The sequence below is a fragment of the Candidatus Binataceae bacterium genome (assembly GCA_035294265.1).
Classification (GTDB): domain Bacteria; phylum Desulfobacterota; class Binatia; order Binatales; family Binataceae; genus DATGLK01.
On record DATGLK010000104.1, the window covers coordinates 12,283 to 32,050 of the forward strand.

A 19,768-nucleotide genomic window follows, 5' to 3' on the forward strand; every position below is an offset into this window, starting at 1 on the left:
TTTAATAAGCTGTTTGCGCCTGCCGCCTGCTTCAAACCGCGCCATGGCCGGTGGCGATAGCGGCCAGTCGCGCCGGATCTTCCGGCTCCTGGTTGCCACGCCATACTACATGGAGATCGGGTCGCACCAGCAACAGGTCACACCCATAGAGCTGGCGCGCCGCCGCGTCGGCAATAGTGTGCACCTCCAACGGAGCATTGTAAGCTTTGAACGCTCGCACCAGCTCGGCGCCCTCCAACCTGGTTCGGCCCAAACGCAACAAACTGTAACCCAACCCCAGCCGATCATGTAGCGCGCTGCGGTCGTCCAGCCAGACATGAGGCAGGCGGGCACCAGGCCAGGTGGTGGGGACGTAGTGATAATTGTCGGGGTCGGGACCCTCGCCCTCCTCGGGCCAGATGACAGGCGACTCAACATAGCGGTAGCCGGCCTCGATGCCGAGAATTTCGGTAACCTTGCGCTGTTCGCGGTCGAACCGCCGCGCGATTTCCGCGCGCAGAGCCTCGCCTTTTGCGCCAGGCTGGCGAAGCTCGGGGGTCCAGGCCGCGCGCCATCCCAGCCGTCCCTCCATCGCGGCGCCCGAAACCTTGACATTGCGCAACCCGATGGGGCGCCGCTCGGCCTCGTAGCTGGCTAGCAAATGAGGTCCACCCCAACCCGCTAAGCGGGCCGCCAGCTTCCAAGCCAGATCGGTAGCGTCACCCACGCCAGTGTTCATCCCCAAGCCGCCAGTGGGAATGACCAGATGAGCGGCATCACCTGCGATAAAGGTTCGCCCCTGGCCGTAGCGGTCGGCGCATAAGAGATGTTGGGTCCATTCATTGACCGACAGCAGCTTGACCTCCACGCTCATGCCTAAGGCGCGGGTGAAGATCTCCACCATCTCACCGTCGCTTTGCGCTGGCGCATGCAGGGTCCAATGGCGGGTGCTGTCCTGTAGTATGATGAAGGGAAAGTAAGGCGCCTCGGCGATGTGGTAATGACGGCCGCGGCCCATGGGTATTCGCTGGTACAGCTCGGGGCAATAAAACAGAGCTTGGCGCAGTTTGCGAATATTGCCCTGGCCGTGAAGCGCGATGCCCAGTTGCTTTCGTACCGTGCTGGAACCCCCGTCGCAACCCACCAGGTAGGCCGCGCGCAGAGTCTCCGCGCTCCCCTCGCTGGTACGCAGATGGGCGGTAACGGCTTGTTCATCCTGCTCGAATTCGACCAGCTCGCAGCCGAAGCGGACGGTAATGCTGGGCAGCCCCTCGACGATTTCGCGTAGCAGCGGCTCCAGGGTGTATTGGGAGATAAGCTGGTAAGGTTCCAACGGGCGACCGTCGTTGTGGGCTGCGATCTCAGCTTTGGCTTGAGCCACCGAAGGATAGGGTAGATGGACCAGCGGTTCAGGATCGGCCATCGAGAAGGCCAGGAACACGTCCATCGGCGCTTGGCGTGGCAACCCGGCGTCGCGAATTCGCTCGGCTACTCCCAGCCGGCGGTAGATTTCCATGGTGCGCGCGTTACAGCGCTCCATCTTGGGCAATTGGATGGAAGTAAGATTGCGCTCGATCAGCGTGCAGCGTACGCCTCGCCGTCCCAGGTCCAGCGCCAGGGTCAAGCCCACCGGACCCGCGCCAACGATTAAGACTTCGGTCTGTAGCACCGCACTATTTTCCCTTGTCGTACAATTCACCCGGAGCGACAAAAAACCTCGTCGCCCGCTCGGTCGGCAACTTCAAACAAGCACACTCAGGCCAGTCGATCCAGCCGCTTAGTGCGAGCAGACGGGCCGATTAACTCCTAGCCAATCCCACACCGCTGCTCGGAGGCGTTGCGCAGAGCCTCCTTGACAGCCCCAAGGCGGCAAGCTCTTTTTAAGGACTGGCGGTTTTCTCGGCATTTTAAATTATTCTGGAGTTGGACGGACTGGAGATGAAACTGGCTCGCATAATGGCAATCGCGCTGCTGGTGGCAATGGCCGCCGGGCAGGCGCTGGCGGCTGATACTATTCCCGCCGGCACCGTAATTACGCGGCAAAATTGGCAACAATACAAAGACTTCATGCCAATCACGCTGCAAATGATGTTCCAGAGCACCAACCGAGCGGTGGAGGTCCCCCCCGAAGCGCAAATGGTGGTGGCCGACCAGCGCAACTATCCAATCAGCAAGGGGTTTTTGGACGCCACCGAAAAGTACAGCAAGCAGGTGCGCCTGGTTAAAGCTGCCAACGGCAGCTATGGCATCCAGGGCTATGTCGCCGGAGTTCCATTCCCCAATCTGTCCACGTCGGATCCATTGGCTGGCTACAAGTTGATGTATGATTTCTACTATCAGTACAGCGCGGCCGCCTACGCTTTCGACCATTCGCAGGTGATCGACATCGATCAATACGACAATGAAAGCTTCCTCCACGCCCTCCTGATCCAATACCAGCTCATGCACGTCACCGATACCGGCTATCCGATGACCAATCCGGCCGCCGCCGGCGACGGCGTCCTGATCACCACGATGGCCGAACAGCTCGACCCCGAACAGATTCGCTATCTGACCGCGCTCAACATCACCTGGGACGATCCCAATCGCTTTCCCGAGGCCTACGTCTTCATCCCCAGCCTGCGCCGCGTGCTGCGCCTGTCCAGCGCGGCTCGTTGCGCGCCTTTTCAGGGTCAAGATTTCGCCAACGACGATCTGACCAACATTCCTCAGCCGCCGACCTGGTTCCAGGCCAAGTACCTGGGCAAGCGCAAGATGGTCGATTTTTTCTTCAACGACGACCCCAAGAGCCTGGCCGCCTCGGCCCAGCGTGCCAACTATTACAAGGGGAGCGCCGCCCTCTTCCCGGTACCCTCGATGGGAAGCTGGCAAACGCGCGATGAATATGTACTACAACTGCAGCGTCTGCCCCAGTATGCGCGCGGTTACTGCTATGCCAACCGGGTCATGTACCTGGATGCGCAAACCTATACCTGGAAGGGGTGGGGCGATCTGTGGGACCAGAACAACAAGTTCTGGCGCGGGGTGATAGGCTTCGAGGCGCCGCTTAAGAAGCCCGATGGCAGCTACTGGCCCAGCGCGATGATCTGGGCTCACGACAATCCCGACTTCCAGGCCAACCATCAGAGCCTACTGATGCCGCCGACCAACGGCATGCAGGCCGCTTTCCTGAACCAGAAAGTGCCGCAGCAGTGGAATAATTACCATCGCTGGGGTACTCCTTCCGGCCTGCAGGAAGTAATGCAATAAGTAGCCAGCAGCAGCGCGGAGCGCGACCGGTGTTAGGCCGCGCTCCGCGGGCTCTTGCGCATATCCAAACGGCCCGTGTGCTATTAATTGCTCGAAGCGCTGCTGGTCCCGCTCGCGCCACTTAGATGAGTGATTTCCTGACCCAGATCGGAAAGGGACTTGCCCACCTTGTCGGCCGCCCATCCGGTCCCACTTTCCACCTGATTGCCGAGCTTGCGCGCTTCACTGACCGTGCTCTTGCCGCCGGCACTGAGCTTCTGCTTGGACCAGGCGGCGGCGCCGCTGACTGAGTTGGCCGCGGCCTGCAGCCAGCGCCCCACCTTGCCATGATCGCTGCCCTGATAGTTGGCGGCCATATCGTGATAATGGCGTGCCAGCGCCAAATCGGCCTGGGCAAACGCCCGATCGAGCTGATTGACCGACTTTACGCTGCCGTTCTGAACGCCCGCCGCCAATTGCTTGAGCTGATTAGCTGATTGGTCCAGCCCGCTCTTGTTTTGGGCATCGTGGCGGCCGGCTTCCAATTCGATGAGCGCGCCCGCGGCACGAATCTCGCGCGCCGCCGCGCGCCTGCGCCCACTGTTGAAATCGCGCCGAGCTCGGCGAAAGAATTGCTCAGGCTCGCCGATCAGCGGCACCAACACGTCTTCTTGCACAACCACCAAATTAGCCCCACCCGGGGCTTCGCCCTCGCTCGGTGAACTCGCGGAGGCCGCCGGCACCGAGGAACTCTGAGCGGCGGCGCTCGGCAGCCACGCCATGGAAACTGCGATTGACACGATCGATCCCAGCATTGCCAATTCGAGCTTGCGCATCTGCTTTTCTCCTTTATGTTTAAGCATGCTCCGGAGACACGCTCGTACTATCTTAGGATCAACCATCGCCTATTTCAGCCCTAATGTTTTGAGCGCGCCAACTTACCAATGCACGCTTCGTTCAATCTTCAGACCCTGGAGACGCTTGCCGCCAGCGGCGCGATCGCGGCCTGGGTCTGAATCAATGGGCGGCAGGCCAACCCCGCGAAAGCCGCCAGCATCAGGCATCCTAAGCTGACCACAAAGGCGATGGTGTAGCTGCCGCTGAGGTCAAAGATACGGCCGACGACGATCGGTCCAATGAAGTTGCCGGCGGTAAAGGCAAGACTGATCAGAGCCGAAATGGCGCCGTAGCACTTAAGCCCCAGCGATTGAATGATAAGCAAGGGCAACAGTGCGATGGGCACGCCAAAGCTTAGTCCCCAGCAGACCATCCCTGTCATCAGCAGGGCCGGGCGCGCCGCGCCCATGAGCAGCCCCATGCTGGCGGCGTATACCAGAAAATCGATCGCCACCGCCCAGCGGCTGCCGATCCAATCCGTGGTCAGACCCAGCGCGATTTTGCCCACCGAAGTCAAGGCGAAGGCCATGCCCAGGATAGCGGCGCTACGCTGGGTGGAATAACCGAGCCCCTCGATATACGGAGCGAGATGGTTGATCATTGAATTGGTGACGAAGCCGAAGAGGAACTCAGTCAACGCGATTAGCCAGAATTCCCGCCGACGCAGCGCCGCCGCGACTTCCAGGCCACTAGCGCCCTCGGCTTGGCGTGAATCGCTGCGCTTGGCGCTGGTCTGCCAAGGCGGGCGGCTTTGCAAGCGAGTGAGGATCGGAATGACGACCAGCAGCATCGGGATCGAGACCGCAAAATAAGCCCATCGCCAGCCCCACTTGCTGATGAAATAGCCCACCACCATTACCATCGCGCTGCCGCCCAGCGCGGCTCCGGTCATGGTAATGCCCATCGCCAAGCCCACTCGTCCCTTTTCGAACCAGTCGCCGATTACAAACGAGACCGGGATCAGGGTGCAAATTCCGACTCCCAAACCCATCAAGACGTGGCAGGCCAACAGGATTTGGAAGCTGGCCGCCTGGCTGGCGCACAGGTAGGCCGCTGCGAGCAGGAGCGTGCCGGCCATCATAATGCGCCGGGCATCGAACCGTCCCAGCAACCATCCCGACACCAAGGAACCCCCGCATAGCCCGAAAGCGAGCACACTGGAAAGCATCGAAACCGTGGCGCGCGAGGTGTGAAAGGCACCCGATACGGGGCGATAAAACATCCCGTTGGTGGACATGGTCGCGCCCCATAGCAAGGCCAGGCACAGCCATAACGCGACTACCACTGCGGCCGCCGATTTGCGTTCGTTCATTCCATGGCTCCCTGCGGGGACGGCGTCGCCGCGCTCTTATGGGTTGGAAATTGTCGGGCGGCTACTTGCCGCCTTGCTTACTGCCTCGACAAAGTGCGAAGCTTGAGGCGAGCGTAGTTCAAAGTCCGCCTTGAGCGAAAGTGGCGCGGACTTAAGGGATGGCCGGCCACCTGAATTTCCAGCGCGCGAGCATTTATCGCAACCACTGAAGATGGCGACCCTCAGGTTTGAGCGCTTGCTTTCGCGCACGGTTCTGGTCGGCGCGGGCGAGCGCCGGATGCTGTTATGGTCGTTCGCCTATTTCTTTTTTCTGCTCGCCGGTTACTACCTAATTCGACCGGTGCGCGATGCGATGGGGATTGCGGGCGGGGTGCGCAACCTGCCTTGGCTGTTCACGGCCACCTTCCTGGTCTTAATCGCGGTCCAGCCGGCCTACGGCGTGGCGGTCGCCCGCCTTTCGCGCCGTTATTTCATTCCTCTGGTGTACCACTTTTTCGTCGCCAATATTTTCATCTTCTGGGTGCTCTTTACTTTTCACTTGCGGGTGGTTGAAGTCGCTCGGATTTTCTTCGTCTGGGTCGGCGTCTTCAACCTCTTCGTGGTCTCGGTGTTCTGGTCGTTCATGGCCGATATATTCACAAGCGAGCAGAGCCGCCGATTGTTTGGTTTCATCGGCGCCGGGGGAACCGCTGGTAGTTTGCTGGGCCCCAGCCTCGCGGTCACCCTTGCGGTCCCCCTGGGGGCGGCCAATCTCCTGCTGATCGCGGCGCTGTTTTTGGAAGCAGCGATATTTTGTGCCCGCAGGCTGGAGGGCGCTTCGCGGCTCGCGCCGGCGGCGAGCGGCTTGCCGACCTCCCTAACCGGGGAGCGCGAGGCGCGGTCTGCCCTGGGCGGCGGTGCCCTCGACGCGCTGCCGCGAATGGTGCGCTCGCCCTATCTGTTGGGAATCGCAGCCTGGGTCAGTTTGCTCTCCTTCTCCGCCACCATCCTCTACTTCCAACAGGCGCATATCGTAGCCACGGCGGCGCATTCCCGCGCGCTCCAAACCAGGATTTTCGCCTCGATCGATTTCATCGTCGCGCTGCTGACCCTGGCCACCCAGATCTTTGCCACCGGGCCGCTGATCCTGCGCTTCGGGATGGGGACTGCCACCGGCTTTTTACCCGCGATCTTTACGCTGGGCTTCCTGGCCCTGGCTGGAATGCCGGGGCTGGTAACCTTGATTGCCTTTCAGGCCATCCAACGCACCGCCCACTTCTCCATCGCCACCCCGGCTCGCCAAGCGCTGTTCACAGTCGTCCCGCGCCAGGACAAGTATAAAGTCAAAAACATGATCGACCTGGTCGTCTATCGGGGCTCGGATGCGCTTTACGGCTGGCTATTCGTCAGCATGCGCGCTATGGGCCTGTCGGTAGCGGCGATCGCAATGTTGGCCGTCCCGGTGACGGTCGCTTGGCTGCTAATCGCCGTGGTCCTGGGACGCGTTCAAGAGCGCCAGGGCCAGGTGCTGGAGACTCAATTCGTGGTAGGAGGCTGAATGCAAAATCAGCAATGGCGTCATACTGGCGGCTTGACGCGGCGAGAAATTCTAGCCTTGTTAAGCAGCGCCGCGTGCGGCTTGCTGCCAAGCGCCGGCGCCCCCGTGGCCAGCGCGGCGGTTACCGCGCCCATCATGACCCGACCGATTCCCAAAACTGGCGAGCGACTGCCGGTGGTCGGGTTGGGCACCTCGCGAGTCTTCGACGTCGGCACGGACGCCGCCCAGCGCGCCAAACTGCTCAAGGTGCTACGGGCGCTGATCGCGGGCGGAGGCAAAGTGGTCGATACCGCTTCGGCCTACGCAAGCGCGGAGCCTGTGCTCGGGGCGCTGCTGGCGCAAAGCGGTCTACGCCCGCGTGTTTTCATCGCTACCAAGCTTGAGGCCGATGAGCTGACTGAGGCCGGAATCGAGGGCTCGCTCAAGCGGCTGCAGACCCGCCAGATCGATTTGATGCAACTTCACAATGTCTCCGCTCCCAACCAAAGCCTGGCTGTTTTGCGTCAGTGGAAGGAGCGAGGATTATGCCGCTACATCGGCATCACCTCGACTTTTCACGGCGCTTATCCGGCGGTCGAGGCGGTATTACGCCAGCAAAAGCCCGACTTCGTAGAGATAGATTACTCATTGGATGCGCTCGAGGCGGAGCAACGGATTCTGCCGCTGTGCGCCGATTTAGGGGTGGCGACTCTGATCGCGCGACCGTTGGTGAAGGGAGGCTTGTTCCGCAAGGTAATGGGGCAGCCCGTGCCCGCCTGGGCCGGCGATTTCGCTCAAAGCTGGGCTCAATTCTTTCTGAAGTTTGTGCTGAGCAACCCCGCAGTCACCGCCGTCATTCCCGGCACCAACAACCCCGCCCACATGGCCGACGACCTGGGCGCCGGACGCGGCCCGCTGCCCAACGCCGGCCAGCGCCAGCGGATCATCGAGTTCATTCACTCCCAGGGCTGAACCTGGCATGCTAAGCTTCGAACTTGACCAAACGGGTAAATGATGACACTGTTTTAAGGTGAGGTTATGCTGTTCGATAAACGGTTTGCTAAAATTGTTGATTGCAGAGGATTTGACTTGCGCCGGCCAGGCCACGGAGCCGATGCGCGGCTCTTACAGTGACAAACCGGTCCGCCTCAAGCTAACAGCGGAGGTTGAAACATGGCGCAGATAGTATTGGGTATTGGCTCTTCTCACGGTCCGATGCTGACGATGCCGCCCAGTACCTGGCACGAGCGGGTCAAGGCCGACCGCGGTAATCCCGATCTGTTCTACAAGGGTAAGGCCCTCCCCTTCGAGGAAATCGCGCAGCGGCGCAAGGGCGAGCGGCTGGAACGTCAGATCACTCCGGAGATAATGGCGGAACGGCACGCGGCCTGCCAAAAAGCATTGGACCGCTTGGCGGCGGTGTTCGCCGAGGTCAAGCCAGATGTGGCGGTGCTGTTCGGCAATGACCAGATGGAGATGTTTAGCGATCTGATTCCGGCTTTCAGCGTGTACTGGGGCGAAAGCCTGCCCAACAAAATGTACAGCGCCGAGCGGATGGCGAAGATGCCGCCGGGGATTGCGATTTCGGTGCCTGGCCACATTCCACCCCAGGGTGCCGTGTATAAGGGCTTGCCCGCACTGGGTAAGCATATCCTGGAGCGCACCATCGCCGAGCAGTTCGATGTCGCCTCCATGACCAAGATGCCCGGCGGTCACGAAACGCTACCCCACGCCTTTGGCTTCATCTATCGGCGTATCATGAGTGACCAGCCTGTTCCCAGCGTGCCGGTGGTGCTCAACACCTTCTACCCGCCCAATCAGCCCACCGTCCGACGCTGCTACGAATTCGGCAAATCAGTAGTCAAAGCAATCCAATCGTGGGAGAGCAACGCCCGCGTGGCGCTGATCGCCTCGGGTGGTCTAACCCACTGGGTAATCGACGAGGAAGTCGATCAAACGGTGATCGACGCGATGCGTAACCGACGGATCGAAAAGGTCGCGGCCTTGGGCGAAGAGACCTTCCAGGCCGGCACCTCGGAGATCAAAAACTGGATTCCAGTAGCCGGCGCGATGGCCGATCTCGGTTTCGAGATGAACCTAGTCGATTACGTTCCGTGCTATCGTTCCGAGGCTGGAACCGGCAACGCAATGGGGTTCGTCTACTGGCGGCCTTGAGCGGGCCATCCTTGCTAGCCCGCCGGCTTTACAGCGGGGCCGCAAAGTAAACACAGGGGCATCAGGCCTGAAAACCCGATGCCCCTGTGTTCTTGATCCTACGGGGCAACCCGCCAAGGTCCCTTTAGTTCTGATCGCCGAGCGATCCGGCTTGTTCTGAACGCGGTTGATCGACGAGCCGTTTGCAGCACGTGCTCGCCTTCATACTTTCAGGCGAGACGTCAGGCGGCTGAAGACTCGCCGCGCATTGCCTTCGAAAATCTGCGTGCGCGCAGCTTCGGAAAGCCCGAGCTGATCGATGTAGCGCTTGGTATCGTCGAAATAAAAACCCGTGTCGGGGTCCTTGCCGCGCACCGCGCCGATCATTTCCGAGGCGAACAGAATGTTGTCCAGCGGGACGACCTTGAACAGCAGCTCGATCCCTGGTTTGTGATAGACGCAGGTATCGAAAAAGACGTTCTTGAGCAGCAGCTCGCCGAGCGGCGGTCGTTTGAGATCCTGCGCGATCCCGCGGTAGCGCCCCCAATGGTAGGGAATCGCGCCGCCGCCGTGGGGAATGATGAACTTGATAGTGGGAAAGTCCTTAAACAAATCGGAGAGCAGGAACTGCATGAAGGCGGTGGTATCGGCGTTGATGTAATGGGAGCCGGTGGTATGAAAATTGGGATTCTTGGCGCCGCTGACGTGGACCATCGCTGGCACGTCCAACTCCACCATCTTTTCGTACAGCGGATACCACCAGCGGTCGGTCAACGGCGGATCGGTCCAGTACCCGCCCGAAGGATCGGGAGTGAGGTTGCAGCCGATAAAGCCGAGCTGATTGACGCAGCGCTCCAGCTCGGCGATGCAGTTGGCGGGTGGCACACCGGGGCTTTGCGGTAATTGGCAGACCGGGGCAAAGTTGCCGGGATACAGAGTGCAAATCCGATGAATCAGATTGTTACTTTCCTCGGCCCATTGCGCACTGGTGGCGGCATTGCCCAGATGATGGCCCATGGTTGAGGCACGGGGCGAAAAGATAGTCAGGTCGGTGCCGCGCTCGCGCTGTAACTTCAGCTGCGCTCCCTCCAGGCTCTCGCGTAGCTGGGCATCGCTGATGGCGAGCTTACCCATCTTGGGGGTCGCGCCGGGGTTTTGTTCGAACGCCGCCAGTTGCTGCTTGCGCCAGTTATCCAGCTCCGCCGGAGCAGTGGTGTAGTGACCGTGACAATCGATGATCATGCCGCCCTCGTGCTGTGCAGATTCCAAGCGCGCGGCCTGCCGCACGCCAACCGTTTTGGATGCTATGGAAGGGCGGCGGCGGTTGTCAAACCACCTGCGCTCTCTACCCGCTAGGTGTCCCTTCTGGTACGATGCTGACGCACTTTAGCGACCATTGCGCGCCGCCAGGCAAGTCCGGATGCCGGGGCCTGTGACTGGTGCGCTGCAACCCATGCCGCGCGGCTATACCGCCAGCGGGCGCACGAGGAGAAATCATGGCTGAGATTCCCCGCCTAAATGGCGTTATCCGAGCCTTCGAGCAAGGCAAAGTGGCCTTCAGCGCCTTCGTCAACGCCGACGTCGAATCAGCGCTGGCAGTCTCCACCGCTCAATACGACGGGATCGTCTTCGAGATGGAGCACAATCCCTGGGACATCCGCGCCCTGCGCGACAGTCTGCAGTACATGCTCAACCGCCGCCAGATCGCCAGCGCGGGACTGGTTCCGGCGGTAACGCCGATCGTGCGCATCCCGCCCAACGGCGACGAGAAGAACCAATTCTTTGCCAAGCAGGCGTTGGACCTTGGTGCTTACGGAGTAGTCTGGCCCCATATCAGCAACGTCGAGCAAGCCCACAACGCGGTCGCCGCTTGCCGTTATCCGCGCCTCAAGAGCGCGCCGCGCTACGAGCCCGCCGGCCTGCGCGGCGACGGTCCGACGGCCGCAGTGCGCTACTGGGGTATCAGCCAGCAGGAGTATTACAGCCGTGCCGACGTCTGGCCCTTGGATCCCAAGGGCGAGATTTTGGTCATTTTGATGATCGAAGATACCCAGGGGATCGCCAACCTGCCCGACATTCTCAAGAAAGTACCGGGCGTGGGCGTGATCCTGATCGGCGAGGGCGACTTGAGCCAGGAGTTGGGCTATCCCCGCCAATACGAGCATCCGGTGGTAGTCGAGGCGATGGCGCAGATCGTGAAGACCTGCAAGGAGCACAACGTCCCGGTAGGCCATCCGCACGTCGATTCCAACAACGTGGAGCGCATTCTTCAGCAAGGCTATCGCTTCCTGATGGCCGCACCTACGCGCAGCTATGCCGCGCTGGACAAAGGGCTGAAGCTCGCTGGCCGCGTCTGACGGCCCGAATCGCTCAAAGCAATGCGAAGCGCTGCTGGCCGGACGCCAGCAGCGCCATACGTTCGCTGGCGTGTCGGATCAGTCGGTGACGGCACCCAGGCTGGCCGAGCTAACCTGGGCCGCGTACTTGGCTAGCACGCCGCGCCGATAACGGGGTTGGGGCGCGCGCCAAGCAGCACGCCGGCGTGCCATTTCGTCTTCGCTGATGTTGAGCTGCAGCAGCCGTCGATGGGCGTCAATAGTGATCGAGTCGCCTTCGTGGACCAGAGCCAGCGGCCCGCCGACCTGCGCCTCCGGGGCGACGTGACCCACGACCATGCCGTAGGTGCCGCCGGAGAAACGGCCGTCAGTGATCAGCCCCACCGCCTCACCCAGCCCTTTACCGATAATCGCCGAGGTCGGCGAGAGCATCTCACGCATTCCCGGTCCGCCCTTGGGCCCTTCATAGCGAATCACCAGCACGTCGCCGGCCTGGATGCGATCGGCCAGGATCGCGCTCAAGGCTTGCTCTTCATTCTCGAACACCCGCGCTCGACCAGTCATGACTGGCAGCTTGAGGCCACTGACTTTGGCCACCGCGCCTTCAGGGGCCAGGTTGCCGCGCAAAATTGCCAAATGCCCCTCTTTATAAACCGGCTGATGCCAGGAACGAATGACCTCCTGTCCGGCCGGCGGCTCGGAGGGCACGTCTGCGAGGACCTCCGCCACAGTTTTACCGCTGATCGTGAGCGCGTCACCGTGTAGCACGCCGTGTTCGAGCAGAATCTTCATCACCTGTGGAATTCCGCCCTGACGGTGCAGATCGACGGTAACAAAACGGCCCGAGGGCTTGAGGTCGCATAGAACCGGAACCCGCCCGCGCATCGCGTCGAAGTCGTCAAGTGTAAGCGGCACCTCGGCGGCATGCGCAATCGCGAGTAGATGAAGGACGGCGTTGGTCGAGCCCCCGGTGGCCATTACCACCGCGATAGCGTTTTCGAAGGCCTTGCGGGTCATGATCTGACGGGGCAAGCGCTGAGCCGCGATCGCCTCGACCAGGAGCTGCGCGGATTGCGCCGCACTGTCGGCCTTTTCTCGATCTTCGGCCGCCATGGTCGAGGAATAGGGCAGACTCATGCCCATGGCTTCGATCGCCGAGGACATGGTGTTGGCGGTGTACATCCCGCCGCACGAGCCAGCCCCTGGGCAGGCATGGCGCTCGACTTCGAGCAGCTCCTGCTCGCTGATCTTGCCGGCACTAAACTCACCAACTGCCTCGAACGCGCTGACGATGGTCAGATCGCGCCCGTTCAGACGGCCGGGCTTGATCGTGCCGCCATAAACGAAAATGGCGGGGATGTTGAGCCTGGCGATCGCAATCATGGCACCGGGCATGTTCTTGTCGCAGCCGCCCAGGGCAACAACGCCGTCCATCGACTCGGCGTTGCAAGCGGTTTCAATCGAATCGGCGATCACTTCGCGCGAAACCAGGGAATATTTCATCCCCTCGGTGCCCATCGCAATTCCGTCACTCACCGTGACCGTGCCGAACACCTGCGGCATCGCGCCGGCGCGCCGCAGGGCCGCCTGAGCCCGCTCGGCGAGCAACTGAAGGCTGAGATTGCAAGGGGTTAGATTGCTGTAGCCGTTGGCCACCCCGACGATCGGTTTGTTGAAATCAGCGTCGGCGAACCCCACCGCGCGCAGCATCGAACGATTGGGGGTACGCTCCACGCCTTGGGTAATACGCGAGCTTCTTAGCGCCATGCCATTTTCATAGCGCAGCGCACGCGCGCGCGCCACTTCGAGCTTATACTTGTGGCGCGGGCTGCGGGGGGTGAAACGGATCCACGTCGCGCCAGCTCATCCCGCGCGGCACCAGCACCGCGATTGAGCGGATTTGGCCGTAATCGACCCCTTGCTCCTGGCCGAAAGGAGGTAGCCCCTGCTGGAAATCGCGCACCGCCTTGAGCAGCATTCGCCGGGTGCGCAAGATGACGGCATCGGTGGAACCCAGGTATTCGCGCGTGCGATCGACAATCGGACCCATCGACTCGGTGACGGCGAAATCCTCCAACGGGATGGAGCCGCGATCGATTCCGCTCCAATGCCCCTCTTTCATCGCCGCCCGGTTCTGACTCCACATCTTCTCAGGACCGCCCAGGTCCGAAGCGAAATCATTCCAATCGCCCGAGGTGCCCCGCAAACGGAAATCGCGGTACTCCTGCGGTACCGGCCGGTCAGGATGGTAGGCGATATACCACTGCGCGCTCCATTCATCGTCCACTGGCACGCAAGCCACCAGGGTACAGAGAAAATCGGCTTCGTTAGGAATAAAAGAGAAGTAGGGCAGAACCACGTCGCGGATTCGCGCGTAAGCGCTGCCGTCGGGCAGCGGGCGCAGCGCGCCTTCGCGAAAGCCGTAGGGCTTGGGCACCATCTCGAAGCTGGGGCCCGTCACGGTGGTCAGGATTTGGCCGAAATTGTTGTCGGGCCGCCCGCCGCGTCCTTCCCGCCCACGCACCCAGGAAGAATGCAGGATGCCGACATGGGCCGAATCCAGTTGCCCCTCGAAGGCCTGGAACCAGTTCGCGTGCATCAAGCCGCGCACGATGTTGAGATGGGTGGCAGGCAGGCGGGTAAACTCGAAATCGAAAAACGCTGGCGGCTGCTCGCGCTTGCCCAGGTATACCCACACAATCCCCGAACGTTCGCTGACCGGATAATGGCGCACCCGCACCTTGGCGGCGAATTCGGCACGCCGCTCGGGTGGTTCGGAGGGGACTTCGACCACTTTGCCCGAAACATCGATTTTCCAGCCATGAAAGATGCAGGTAAGTGCGTTGTCTTCGTTGCGCGCCAACGCCAGCGAGGTGCAGCGATGGGGGCAACCCTCGTCGAAGAAGCCGACCCGGCCGTCGGTGGCGCGGAAGGCCACAAAGTTTTCGCCCAGCAGTCGCACCCGCACCGGGGCGCCGTCGGCCTCCAGAGTCTGCGAGCGCAGCGCAGGGGTCCAGTACTCACGCAACAGCTCGCCCATCGGCGTACCCGGACCTGTGCGTACCAGAATCTCGTTGTCTTCGCGTGGCAGCACGATGGCCTCGCTTCCTGGCAGGCTTAAGCCGCCCACCGGCATTAACTGTTTTAGCTAACGCACTGCGGGAAAATTCCGCGGCACACCGCTTAAGCCAATCCTTCGCCCAAATTGGGCGGATCGAAGGAGTCTACAGTGCGCCAATCGGTTCCCACCGGGAGATGGATCGCCAACGGGCGGATGCGGCTGTAATCGACGTCTTCCTCCTGCCCCAGCGCGGGCTTGCCCTGGGCGAAATCGCGCACCGCGTTAAGCAGCGCGCGGCGCACGCGAATAATCACGCTGTCGCTGGAACCCAAATACTCCCGGCTGCGATCGACGATCACGCCCATCGACAACTCGACCGCGAAATCCTCGTGTTGGACCGATTTGACGATTCCAGTCCAGTGTCCTTCCCTCATCGCCTTGCGATCCTGGCCCCACATGGTGTCAAGCTCGCCCAGATTGGCGGCGAAATTGTCCAAGTCCGGGGCGCAGCCGCGCATGATTTGGCTACGCGTCTCCTCGTCGAGAGGGCGGAAAGGATCGTAATGGATATACCATTGAGCGTTCCATTCGTCGTCCACCGGAATCGAGCAGACCAGGAATTGCGAGCGATTGGGATTGACCGGAATGAAGGAGAAGTAGGGCAGCACGACTTCGCGGATGCGCGCGTACACGCTGCCGTCGGGCAGCGGCCGCAGGGCGCCCTCGCGAAAGCCGTAAGGGCGCGGCATGAACTCGAAGCTAGGACCGGTATTGACTCGCGACAGCGGCATGTCGGCGGTCTTCAGCCGCGCGCCTCGCAGTTCCACCCAGCTCTTGTGCATGATGCCGACGTGGGCGGAGTCCAATTGACCTTCCATCCCTTGGAACCAGTTGTGTCGGATCACCGCTTTGCGCACCATCACATGGCTGGGCGGAAGATGGGTGAACTCAAAATCGAAAAACCGTGGCGGTTGCGCACGGACGCCTAGGTAAACCCACACAATCCCGCCCGCTTCACGCACTGGATAATGACGTACCCGCACCTTGGCGGCGAATTCGGCCCGTCGCTCGGGTGGCTCGGAGGGCACCTCGACCACTTTGCCCGAAACGTCGATCTTCCAGCCGTGAAAGATGCAGGTAAGCGCGTTGTCTTCGTTACGCGCCAGCGCCAGCGAGGTGCAGCGATGAGGGCAGCCTTCGTCGAAGAAGCCTACCCGCCCGTCGCTTGCGCGAAAGGCGACGAAGTTGTCGCCCAAAAGCCGCACTCGTCGCGGAGCACCGTCGGCCTCCAGGGTCTCGGAGCGCAGCGCCGGGGTCCAGTACTCGCGCAACATCCGGCCCATCGGCGTGTCCGCGCCAACCCGGCACAGCGTTTCGTTATCCTCGGTCGATAGCATTACTTACTCCAACCGCGTGCGCGCAATCAGACTAGCGGCACAGCCGCCTGCCGATCGGTGAAATCAATTTCCTTCCAATTGAAGTCCTTGGGCGAGAAGCGGATCGCGACCGCTCGCACCTTGCTATAATCGATCTCCTGGTCGACGCCAAAGGCGAGCTTGCCGCTGCGCTGATGCTCACGCACGGCACTTAGTAGCATGCGACGGACCCGAATAATAATGGTATCACTGGCGCCGAGGTATTCGCGGGTGCGATCGACGATCGGGCCCATCGACTCTTCCACCGCAAAATCCTCGTAATGCAGGCACTGGGTAATCCCGGTCCAGTGTCCTTCCTTCATCGCCTTGCGATCCTGACGCCAAAGGTTGCTCTCATTGCCCATGTCGGAGCAGAAATTGTCCCAATCGCCGGAATGGCCCCGATCGCGATACTTGCGCATTTCGTCGTCCATCGGCCGGTCGGGATAGTAGTGGAAGTACCACTGCGCGGTCCATTCGTCATCGATCGGAGTGGCGCAAATCAGGAACTGAGGCAGCGGCGAATCGTTAGGGATGAACGAATAATAGGGCAGCACGACCTCGCGGATGCGACCGTAGAAGGTACCGTCACCCATGTTGCGCAAAGCAGCTTCGCGAAAGCCATAAGGCTTCATGACGGTCTCGAACACCGGTCCGGTATCGACCATCGACAAGGCGGCGCTACCGCTGGACTTACGCAACCACGAGGTATGCAGGATACCCAAGTGGGCGGAATCCAGCACCGCTTCCAACCCCTGAATCCAGTTGCAATGCATCACCGCCCGCTGAGCCATTCCATAGCTGGGCGGCGCAACGTTGAACTCGAAATTATAGAAGCTGGGCGGAGTCTCGCGCTGGCCCAGGTAAACCCAGATCACGCCACCCGCCTCGCGCACGGGATAATGGCGCACCCGCACTTTGGCCGCAAATTCGGCCCGCCGCTCGGGCGGTTCGGAAGGGACTTCGACCACCTTGCCCGAGACGTCGATTTTCCAGCCGTGAAAGATGCAGGTCAGCGCGTTGTCTTCGTTGCGCGCCAGCGCCAGCGAGGTGCAGCGATGAGGGCAACCCTCGTCGAAGAAGCCCACCCGCCCGTCGGTGGCGCGAAAGGCGATAAAGTTCTCTCCCAATAGGCGTACGCGCTGAGGTGCGCCGTCGGCCTCCAGGCCCGCGGCACGAAAAGCGGGAATCCAGTACTCGCGCAGGAAGGTTCCCATCGGGGTACCTGCTCCGACCCGGCAAATCAGCTCGTTGTCTTCGCGCGTCAGCATGGAACGTACCTCCTGCGCGCTTATTCGTTGAGCGGCAGCGTCGCGGGCGGGTTGCACGTATCCATTTGACGCCAATCCTCCCGCGCTGGATAGCGAATCGCCAAGGCGCGCACGCGGCGATAATCGATGTCCTGGTCCGGACCGAAGCTAACTTTGCCCGCGCGGTAATCGCGCAAGGCCTGGAGCATCATGCGCCGCACTCTGATGATAATCGAGTCGCTGGAGCCCAGATATTCGCGCGAACGATCGACCATCGGGCCCATCGCTTCTTCAACGATGAAGTCCTCAAACTGCAAGGTGCGTAGGCCGGTCCAGTGCCCTTCCTTCATTTTATTCCGATCCTGGTGCCACAGGTTTTCGGCGTTGCCCATATTGGAGCAATGGTTATCGAAATCGCCCGACGTGTCTTTCATCCGGGCGTCGATGAATTCCTGGCTAATCGGTTTGTCGGGGTCGTAGTAGATGTACCACTGCGCATTCCATTCGTCGTCGATGGGGATGGCGCAAATGATGTAGTAGGGGCGCGGCCGTTCGGCCGGAATGAAGGAGAAGTAGGGCAGCACGACCTCGCGGATGCGGGCGTAGCAGGTGCCGTCGGCCAACTCGCGCAGGGCCGCCTCGCGCAAGCCGTAGGGTCGGGACAGCACCTCGAAGCGCGGACCGTTGTTGCGCGCTGCCACCCGCCGCGTGCCGTCATCGCGGCGCATCCACGATTGATGCAAAATGCCCAGGTGGGCCGAGTCAAGCACGGCCTCCAATCCCTGGAACCAGTTGCAATGCATCACAGCTCGAATGGAAAAATAATGGCTGGGCGCCAGACTGTTGCATTCAAAATCATAGAATTGCGGCGGGCTGGCGCGCCGGCCCAGATAAACCCAAACGATCCCGGCACCCTCGCGCACCGGATAATGGCGTACCCTCACCTTGGCCGCAAACTCGGCCCGCCGCTCGGGCGGCTCGGAGGGAACCTCGACCACTTTGCCCGAGACATCAATCTTCCAGCCGTGGAAGATGCAGGTAAGCGCGTTGTCTTCGTTGCGGGCCAGCGCCAGCGAGGTACAGCGATGAGGACAGCCCTCGTCGAAGAAACCCACGCGGCCGTCGCTTGAGCGAAAGGCGACAAAGTTTTCCCCGAGCAAGCGCACTCGTTGCGGCGCGCCATCGGCCTGCAGCGCCTGCGAGCGGAGCGCGGGCGTCCAGTACTCGCGCAGCATTTCACCCATCGGAGTGCCGGGCCCGACTCGGCAGAGCAATTCATTTTCCTCGCGCGTCAACATGCCACGCACCTCTCACCCGGTGAGTCAGCCGCACCCCTCACACCGCGCTACTCGTACAGCGGCAAGGTTGGCGGGGGATGAATCAAATCGAATTGGTGCCAATCATGCTGGCGAGGATAGCGAATCGCCAGCGCGCGCACTCGGCTGTAATCCAGGTTGGTATCCAAGCCGAAGGCAAGCGTGCCGTCGCGCTGATGGGCGCGGGCGGCCTGCAACATCAAGCGGCGAGAACGAATGATGATGCTGTCGCTGGAGCCCAGGTATTCGCGGCTGCGATCAACGATGGCACCCATCGACTCTTCGGCGACGAAATCTTCGTACTGCAAAGTGCGCAGACCGGTCCAGTGACCCTCGCGCATCTTCTTGCGGTCTTGGCCCCACATGGTGGCAAAGCCACCCTGATCGTCGTAAAAATTATCGTAGCTGCCGCTAGTACCCTCCATCCGCTCGGCACGCCACTTCTCGTCGATCGGCTTTTCGTCGTCGTAATAGATGTACCATTGCGCGTTCCACTCGTCATCGATCGGAATGGCGCAGATCATGAAATGCGGGTAGGGCCGATCGCTGGGAATAAACGAAAAGTAGGGGAATACTACTTCTCGGATGCGTGCGTACATCGTGCCGTCCCCCAGATCACGCAGTGCCGCTTCGCGCAGGCCGTAGGGCTGATTGACGATCTCGAAAAACGGGCTTTGCAGTCCGGCCAAACGGCTGCCGCCGTGCACCTGCATCCACGACTTGTGCAAAATCCCCAAGTGAGCGGAATCGAGCACCGCCTCCATGCCCTGAAACCAGTTGCAGTGCATCACCGCGCGAAGGGGAAAGGTCTGCTCGGCGGGAAGTGAATTGAATTCGAAATTGTAGAATTTGGGCGGCTGTTCGCGCCGGCCAATGTATACCCACACCACCCCACCCGCCTCGCGCACGGGATAATGCTTGACCCGCACCTTGGCGGCGAATTCGGCCCGTCGCTCGGGTGGCTCGGAGGGAACCTCTACTACTTTGCCCGAGACATCGATCTTCCAGCCGTGGAAGATGCAGGTCAGCGCGTTGTCCTCGTTGCGGGCCAGCGCCAGCGAGGTGCAGCGATGGGGACAGCCCTCGTCGAAAAAGCCGACGCGGCCGTCAGTGGCGCGAAAGGCGATGAAGTTCTCGCCCAACAGGCGGACCCGTTGCGGCGCGCCATCGGCTTCCAGGGTTTGAGAGCGCAGCACGGGGGCCCAATATTCGCGCAATAATTCACCCATCGGCGTGCCGGGGCCGACTTGGCACAACAGCTGGTTTTCTTCGTGGGTAAGCAAATGGACCTTCCTTTCCACCGG

At 61.2% G+C, this 19,768-nt stretch carries 15 protein-coding genes; 5 read left to right on the top strand and 10 right to left on the bottom strand.

Features of this window, described 5'->3' with window-relative positions; translation table 11 throughout:
* Positions 1–31: 31 nt before the first annotated feature.
* Positions 32–1,648: an FAD-dependent monooxygenase gene (locus VKV28_16550; protein HLH78412.1), complete on the bottom strand. Its 1,617-nt coding sequence runs from the start codon at positions 1,646–1,648 to the stop codon at positions 32–34.
* 269 nt (positions 1,649–1,917) lie between these two features.
* Here VKV28_16550 and VKV28_16555 point away from each other — a divergent pair, with 269 nt between their 5' ends.
* Positions 1,918–3,228: a DUF1329 domain-containing protein gene (locus VKV28_16555; protein ID HLH78413.1), complete on the top strand. Its 1,311-nt coding sequence runs from the start codon at positions 1,918–1,920 to the stop codon at positions 3,226–3,228.
* 83 nt (positions 3,229–3,311) lie between these two features.
* Here VKV28_16555 and VKV28_16560 read toward each other — a convergent pair whose 3' ends face one another.
* Both VKV28_16560 and VKV28_16565 read right to left on the bottom strand, forming a co-directional pair.
* Entirely contained in the window at positions 3,312–4,043 is a 732-nt protein-coding gene (locus tag VKV28_16560; GenBank protein ID HLH78414.1) for a hypothetical protein, read from the bottom strand.
* A gap of 128 nt (positions 4,044–4,171) precedes the next feature.
* On the bottom strand, positions 4,172–5,416 hold the full coding sequence (locus tag VKV28_16565; GenBank protein ID HLH78415.1) for an MFS transporter: 1,245 nt from the start codon (positions 5,414–5,416) through the stop codon (positions 4,172–4,174).
* 211 nt (positions 5,417–5,627) lie between these two features.
* Between VKV28_16565 and VKV28_16570 the strand changes: the two genes are divergently transcribed.
* From VKV28_16570 to VKV28_16580, 3 genes are all read left to right on the top strand, one after another.
* On the top strand, positions 5,628–6,953 hold the full coding sequence (locus VKV28_16570) for a hypothetical protein (protein ID HLH78416.1): 1,326 nt from the start codon (positions 5,628–5,630) through the stop codon (positions 6,951–6,953).
* Positions 6,954–7,904, top strand: coding sequence for an aldo/keto reductase (locus VKV28_16575; protein HLH78417.1), 951 nt, complete (start codon positions 6,954–6,956; stop codon positions 7,902–7,904).
* 201 nt (positions 7,905–8,105) lie between these two features.
* Complete coding sequence (locus tag VKV28_16580; protein ID HLH78418.1) at positions 8,106–9,107, top strand: hypothetical protein; 1,002 nt, start codon at positions 8,106–8,108, stop codon at positions 9,105–9,107.
* 201 nt (positions 9,108–9,308) lie between these two features.
* Here VKV28_16580 and VKV28_16585 read toward each other — a convergent pair whose 3' ends face one another.
* Complete coding sequence (locus tag VKV28_16585) at positions 9,309–10,328, bottom strand: amidohydrolase family protein (GenBank protein HLH78419.1); 1,020 nt, start codon at positions 10,326–10,328, stop codon at positions 9,309–9,311.
* A 254-nt stretch (positions 10,329–10,582) separates the two neighbouring features.
* Between VKV28_16585 and VKV28_16590 the strand changes: the two genes are divergently transcribed.
* Positions 10,583–11,443 carry an aldolase/citrate lyase family protein gene (locus VKV28_16590; GenBank protein HLH78420.1) on the top strand — a complete coding sequence of 287 codons (861 nt, stop codon included), beginning with the start codon at positions 10,583–10,585 and terminating at the stop codon, positions 11,441–11,443.
* A 78-nt stretch (positions 11,444–11,521) separates the two neighbouring features.
* Here VKV28_16590 and ilvD read toward each other — a convergent pair whose 3' ends face one another.
* The 6 genes from ilvD to VKV28_16620 all read right to left on the bottom strand — a co-directional run bounded on the left by ilvD (position 11,522) and on the right by VKV28_16620 (position 19,747).
* Complete coding sequence (gene ilvD, locus VKV28_16595) at positions 11,522–13,189, bottom strand: dihydroxy-acid dehydratase (GenBank protein ID HLH78421.1); 1,668 nt, start codon at positions 13,187–13,189, stop codon at positions 11,522–11,524.
* 43 nt (positions 13,190–13,232) lie between these two features.
* On the bottom strand, positions 13,233–14,516 hold the full coding sequence (locus VKV28_16600; GenBank protein HLH78422.1) for a Rieske 2Fe-2S domain-containing protein: 1,284 nt from the start codon (positions 14,514–14,516) through the stop codon (positions 13,233–13,235).
* A gap of 89 nt (positions 14,517–14,605) precedes the next feature.
* Complete coding sequence (locus VKV28_16605; protein ID HLH78423.1) at positions 14,606–15,880, bottom strand: Rieske 2Fe-2S domain-containing protein; 1,275 nt, start codon at positions 15,878–15,880, stop codon at positions 14,606–14,608.
* Between the two features lie 26 nt (positions 15,881–15,906).
* Positions 15,907–17,169, bottom strand: coding sequence for a Rieske 2Fe-2S domain-containing protein (locus VKV28_16610; GenBank protein ID HLH78424.1), 1,263 nt, complete (start codon positions 17,167–17,169; stop codon positions 15,907–15,909).
* A 20-nt stretch (positions 17,170–17,189) separates the two neighbouring features.
* On the bottom strand, positions 17,190–18,446 hold the full coding sequence (locus VKV28_16615; GenBank protein ID HLH78425.1) for a Rieske 2Fe-2S domain-containing protein: 1,257 nt from the start codon (positions 18,444–18,446) through the stop codon (positions 17,190–17,192).
* A 47-nt stretch (positions 18,447–18,493) separates the two neighbouring features.
* Positions 18,494–19,747 (bottom strand): Rieske 2Fe-2S domain-containing protein, encoded by a 1,254-nt coding sequence (locus VKV28_16620; protein HLH78426.1) that lies wholly within the window; start codon positions 19,745–19,747, stop codon positions 18,494–18,496.
* Positions 19,748–19,768: the final 21 nt, after the last annotated feature.